Raw genomic sequence first — 6,011 nt, 5'->3', positions numbered from 1 at the left:
GTACTGTAAGACATTTAGCGCGGATTAACGCCCAAGCGATCGCTTTATTTCACGATAATATCTAAACAGATGTTATGGAGAAATCAGCATGAAATAAACGCAAAACTCACCTTTATCTCAAAAATTAATAGGAGAGATGACAATGGTCAACAGCCTTAAAGAACTAATTGATGAGCCAGAATTGCGTCATAGTAACGACCCAGAAGAAAGGTTTATCAGTAGTGGTGTGAGTTGGGAAAGCTATGAATCGCTACTGGCAAAACTAGAAAATAACTCTCATTACCGTGTTAATTATTTAGATGGAATATTAGAGATAGTGTCGCCATCAATCAGACATGAAAAAATCAAAACGAATTTAGGGATGCTGTTAGAGCGTTTCTTCTACAGCAAGCGTATTCGGTTTGTACCTATGGGAAGTTCTACTTTTAAAAACAAAGCAAGAAAAGCTGGTGCAGAACCAGACGAGTGTTACTGCATAGGTGAAGAAAAAAAAGTACCAGATTTAGCTATAGAAGTAGTTTTGACCAGTGGGAGTGTAAGCAAACTGGAAATCTACCGAAGATTAGGAGTTGCAGAAGTCTGGTTTTGGGAGAGAAACCAGTTTAAGTTATACCATTTACGGGATAATTCCCAAAAAGAGCAAGCCACTGTTTACCCTGATACTTATGGGTATGAAGCTCTCTAAAAGTGAGATACTGCCAGAATTAGACATTTCTTTGCTAGAGCAATGTCTGGCAATCTCGGATTCAATTCAAGCTATTGACGAATTTGAGCAGGGGTTGAAAGCAGCCGATGAGCGAAAGCAATAGCCGCGACTTCGCAATAGAGTTAAGCCACATTGTTTATATGGCTTCTACAACTTCTGAACGTTGGGATTGAATAACCCGCTCAATGATATTTACTGCTTGTTTTACGCCTTCTGAGAGTTGAATTGACTGCTGAATTCTCTGGGCATTCTTTTTGTAAGAATTTTCTGTCAATACCCGCTTGATTCGCGATCGCAGTCTGGAAATATTTAGTTTTCGCAGACAAAGCACTTCTCCTACTCCTATGGAGCGAATGCGCGCACCAGTTCCTGGTTGCTCAAACGTAATTGGAATCGCTACTACAGGTACACCGTAGCTGAGGGAATCCAATGTTGTATTCATGCCTGCATGAGTTATCGTCAGACTAGCGTGCGCTAGTATCTCCGGTTGCGGGGCATACTCGACTACTAAGGGGGAACCTGGCAGCGATCGCACTGCCTCTGCACTCATCCCACCCCCATGAGTGATTACCAGTTGTACATCCAATCCATCGCAAGCGGCAGCAATGCAACGAAATACTGCTTCCTTGGTATTTTGCACGCTTCCCAAGGAGGCATAAATCATAGGCTGTCCGGTTAACTTCTCGTAGGGGAAGGAAACGAATTTTGGTGAAGCATTTCGCAAAGGCCCTACATAATGGAGATGCGATGGCAGATCGGGAATGGGAAACTCAAACAACCGAGGCTGTTGGCTAATATGGGCAAGTCGTGCATTGGAAGTGTAGATGTGACGGTAATCTGGCAACTTCCATTCTTGGCGGTAGCGATTAATCGCTTGCAAAACCGATTGGCAACTGCGATCTAAAAAGTAATAGGCTACTTGATTGCGGATTTTTGCTAGATGCGTATTCTGATAACTCCAGGGAGTAAAGAAAGGAGGAACATCGGCTCGGCGATGAATTACCTGAGCGCAAGAAATACAGATAAACGGAAGATTGAGATATTCTGCTATCGTTTCGCCAACAGGTTCGAGTTGATCCACCAGCAAAACTTCAATCCCTGTTTTTGCGATCGCTTTGGGTGCATCTTGGCAAACTATTTCAATCATTTGTTGGCAAAAGTCAAGGGAGTAATCCAGCGCCTTGATTGCGCTTAATTTTCCCAATTGAGCGAAGGTTTCAGCCATTGAGCCAGGTTGATAAATTGCTTCGCCAATCGGATAAAAATTTACCCCTTCCGATTTTACTTTTGATTCTAAATCTGGAATTTGCAAGAAGGTGACGCGATGTCCACGTGATTGGAGTTCTCGTGCTAACGCAGCTTGGGGATTCAAGTGCCCAGGATAGGGCGGGCAAATAATGCCAAAGTGAGTCATAAGTAAGTCAAAAGCTAATAAGTTATTGAATTTTCTGTTTGTAAACGACTGGAAGTTGCCACCAAGGTACTTGAGGAAACTCATGATGTTCTTGGTGGTAGCCAAAGTGGTAGCAAGTGATGAATGACCAAAAAACTGACAATCGAATTGTTTGGGCGCAATGGGGACGAACGTATCCTTCTTCGGGTTCTCGATGGGGTAAAAACGTACCGAAATAAAACAGTTGAATAGAACTTAAAATTGGAGGGATAGCCCAAAACAGCAAGAGATGTGTTTCAGGAATTTGTAAAGCGTACTTAGCCAGATTATATACGAGTGTCAGCCCTATCAATTGATGCCAACTCCAGTATTCCTTCATGAAATGGAAATACCAAATAATCCCATTTTTTCTCTTACCATCATAAAAATCGGGGTCTTTTTCGCTAGCAGGATGATGATGATGCAGCCAATGCTTTTTCAAAAGTTGACGATATGAAAAGAGAGCATAAAGTATTACAGATAACGAACCAATAAAATTATTAATTTTGATATTTTTCTGGTAAATTGCTCCATGCATAGCATCATGGGCAGTAATGAATAGTCCCGTGTAAAGGAAAGTTTGCCAAATTATAGCGATTGGTATTAACCAATTTGGAAATTTGCTGACATCAAAATAAAGTAGAAAAGTCAAACTAGCTGCCCAAATATTAATAATAAGTAAAGCAACTATCAACCCAGTAATAGAATCTTTTTTAGGAACAAATTGATTAAACTCTACAGCGTCAAAAAGTGGGCGATCGCAGATATTCAAACTGATACTCCCCGTGTAATAAAACTCAAGCATTAATTGCAGCATTTTTAGTTCGGTTTAATTAACCGAACTCTGAACAAAAAACTAAATTGCTTGACCTCTATGAAGCTAGAAATCTACCAATTAATTACTTTGTTAATGCCTTCATCTTATCGATTTAACAAATTACTGCTTTCTATCTGTAGTTTTACTTGTAAGTCATCCTAAATGTTTATTTATGCACGAGTACTTAAATTTCAAGCATAAAATCTTCTATTACTGCAGGCTTGAAAACAGATGTAATCAAGCACGAGCAATATAGGGATATTGTTACTGGCTACTGGTAACAGTTCTCCCATACAAACTTGATTTTTTCTACAAGTAACACTGTTGCTTATCAGAGTTCCTCTACTTTCTGAAACAGGCGAATGTTAAATATATTTGTATTGATGAACACAAAATTTCTAATCAATATCCCTTCTCACATGAGAAGTGATATGATTTGATATCTAGCAACAATATATTTTGTAATTGTGAATACCCAATTGATGCTAAGTTTTTAGCAGTTTAGGCATTTATAAATTTTTTGTAGTTACGGTGATTATCAATGCCTTAGACTGACAAAATACCAATATTTGAAGAGGGATATATTTGCATTTTATATAACAGTACAGGACAATAACATTAAGTACTTAAACTTTGTATTAACTCACACTTATAGCGGTTTCTAGTCTGCTCAGGTACAAATTTATCTGTGTACCCTGCGGGAAGCCGCTGCGCGTCTACATCTGTGGTTAATTATTTCTTCCTGTACCTCACTGGGTCGGGAAACGCTATATTCTTTTTACAATCAGTTATTAGGAATCCGGTTTGATTTTTGAAATCTGAGTAGTCTTTCTTTTATCACTCTAGGCACAAGAAGGATGAATAATCATTTAACAATAAAAACCCTCAAAATTCGGGGGTTTTTGGTTAGAGCCAGCACTCGGATTTGAACCGAGGGCCTTCCGATTACAAGTCGGATGCACTACCGCTGTGCTATGCTGGCAGGGCTTTAGTGAAGACGAATTTAATTTATCAGAACAGCAATGCTCTTAAACATCACACCGACTAATAATTATAGCATAAAAAAGCTGATTGTAAATAGAATATGCCAAAAATATCTTCGATTCTAAAATTCTTGATTTTTTTAAGTCGCTGAACTTTAGCAAAATTAGCAAAATGTAAATAAAAATACTAAAAAAGATAGTTTTTATTACTATCAAAATTCATAATCTTATTGATAAGTCAAGGCCACCTGACACTTTAGGATAGACACAAAAATATTTGGTACAGTTTTAAGGCACTACTTTTTGCACAGCTGCGTACAGAACGCTAAAGATAACATTTTTCTTTACAGATTAGAAGCATGGCAGCGTTGAGCGGACGAGATTTATTAAGTCTAGCAGACCTCAGTTCTCAAGAGGTTCAAGAACTCCTGCAAATGGCAACTCAACTAAAATCTCAACAGTTGAGGTTACGGTGTAATAAAGTTTTGGGACTGTTATTTTCCAAAGCTTCTACTCGAACACGAGTGAGTTTTACTGTCGCGATGTACCAACTGGGTGGACAGGTAATAGACTTGAATCCGAATGTGACACAAGTAAGTCGCGGTGAGCCTGTACAAGATACAGCGCGGGTTCTGGATAGATATTTGGATATTTTGGCAATTCGCACTTTTGCACAACAAGAATTAGAAATTTTTGCTGACTATGCCAAGATACCTGTAATTAATGCTCTCACCGATTTGGAGCATCCCTGTCAGGTTTTAGCAGATTTATTGACAGTTCAAGAAACTTTTGGCACCTGTGCTGGGTTAACCTTGACTTATGTAGGCGATGGCAATAACGTCGCTAATTCCTTAATGCTGGGTTGTGCTTTGGTAGGGATGAACGTTAGAGTAGCAACGCCGAATGGATTTGCACCAAGTGCAAAAATTGTTGAAAAAGCACAGGCGATCGCAAACAATAAAACACAAGTAATTCTCACTCATGATGCCGAAGCAGCAGCAAAAGGTGCAAATGTACTTTATACTGATGTTTGGGCAAGTATGGGGCAAGAAGCAGAAGCAGATGACCGAATGCCTATCTTCCAACCCTATCAAATCAACGAGCATCTGTTGAACCTTGCTGATTCAGAAGCAATTGTTTTACACTGCTTACCAGCCCATCGTGGTGAAGAAATTACCGATGATGTCATGGAAGGTTCCCACTCACGAGTTTGGGATCAAGCGGAGAATCGAATGCACGTTCAAAAGGCATTACTTGCTAGTATTTTAGAAGCGGAGTAAAAAACTCAAGGCTAAAGTATGAAGTGTAAAGTATGAATGAATAAAATATTTTATCCTTTAGCCTTCATCCTTATCCTTCTTCAGTCAAAAGTATTTTCTTTTAACTTTTAAATTTTTACTTTCCATTGAGATGTTTTTTGTAGTACTAATGTTCTAGGGACATTTGTATTTTCCTCCCTACAAATATATGGAAAGACTAACGGAAGCGCAAAGAGAACTTTACGAATGGCTGGCAGAATATATTCGAGAACATCAACATTCGCCTTCAATTCGACAGATGATGCAGGCAATGAATTTAAAGTCGCCAGCGCCAATTCAAAGTCGTTTGGAACATTTACGAACTAAAGGATATATAGAATGGAATGAAGGGAAGGCACGCACCATTAGAATTTTGCGTTCCTTAAAACAAGGTGTACCGATTTTGGGTACAATTGCTGCTGGTGGTTTAATTGAACCTTTCACCGATGCAGTCGAGAATCTAGACTTTTCTAATTTTTCCCTACCTTCTCAAACTTATGCTTTGCGGGTAGCGGGGGATAGCATGATTGAAGATTCTATCGTTGATGGAGATTTGGTATTATTACGTCCAGTGCCAGAACCAGATCAACTCAAAAATGGTACGATTGTTGCCGCCAGAGTAGATGGATACGGTACCACACTCAAGCGATTTTATCGTCAAGGCGATCGCGTTACCCTCAAACCAGCTAACCCTAAATACAACCCCATTGAAGTACCTGCTATACAAGTGCAAGTTCAAGGTTCCCTAATTGCAGTTTGGCGCAGTTACGACTAA

General features: G+C 39.4%; 4 protein-coding genes, 1 tRNA gene and 1 pseudogene. 3 read left to right on the top strand and 3 right to left on the bottom strand.

The genetic code is table 11. The annotated features are described in order from the left end of the window. Positions 1–142: 142 nt before the first annotated feature. A pseudogene (locus U2718_RS08310) lies at positions 143–809 on the top strand (Uma2 family endonuclease). 33 nt (positions 810–842) lie between these two features. On the opposite strand, the gene U2718_RS08305 reads toward U2718_RS08310, so the two are convergent. From U2718_RS08305 to U2718_RS08295, 3 genes are all read right to left on the bottom strand, one after another. Then, the gene (locus tag U2718_RS08305) at positions 843–2,204 is read right to left on the bottom strand and encodes a glycosyltransferase (RefSeq protein WP_341997665.1); all 1,362 of its coding nucleotides are present in this window, start codon (positions 2,202–2,204) and stop codon (positions 843–845) included. Beyond that, positions 2,143–2,955 carry a beta-carotene ketolase CrtW gene (crtW, locus tag U2718_RS08300; RefSeq protein ID WP_341997667.1) on the bottom strand — a complete coding sequence of 271 codons (813 nt, stop codon included), beginning with the start codon at positions 2,953–2,955 and terminating at the stop codon, positions 2,143–2,145. The genes U2718_RS08305 and crtW overlap by 62 nt, the downstream gene beginning before the upstream one ends. 910 nt (positions 2,956–3,865) lie before the next feature. Then, a tRNA-Thr gene (locus U2718_RS08295) sits at positions 3,866–3,937 on the bottom strand. Positions 3,938–4,297: 360 nt separating this feature from the next. Between U2718_RS08295 and argF the strand changes: the two genes are divergently transcribed. Beyond that, positions 4,298–5,218 (top strand): ornithine carbamoyltransferase, encoded by a 921-nt coding sequence (gene argF, locus U2718_RS08290; RefSeq protein ID WP_341997669.1) that lies wholly within the window; start codon positions 4,298–4,300, stop codon positions 5,216–5,218. A 187-nt stretch (positions 5,219–5,405) separates the two neighbouring features. Further along, positions 5,406–6,011 carry a transcriptional repressor LexA gene (gene lexA / locus U2718_RS08285; RefSeq protein ID WP_341997671.1) on the top strand — a complete coding sequence of 202 codons (606 nt, stop codon included), beginning with the start codon at positions 5,406–5,408 and terminating at the stop codon, positions 6,009–6,011.

It is taken from the genome of Chlorogloeopsis sp. ULAP02 (genome assembly GCF_038404745.2).
Classification (GTDB): Bacteria; Cyanobacteriota; Cyanobacteriia; order Cyanobacteriales; family Nostocaceae; genus Chlorogloeopsis.
This window is presented reverse-complemented; position numbering and strand designations above follow the sequence as displayed.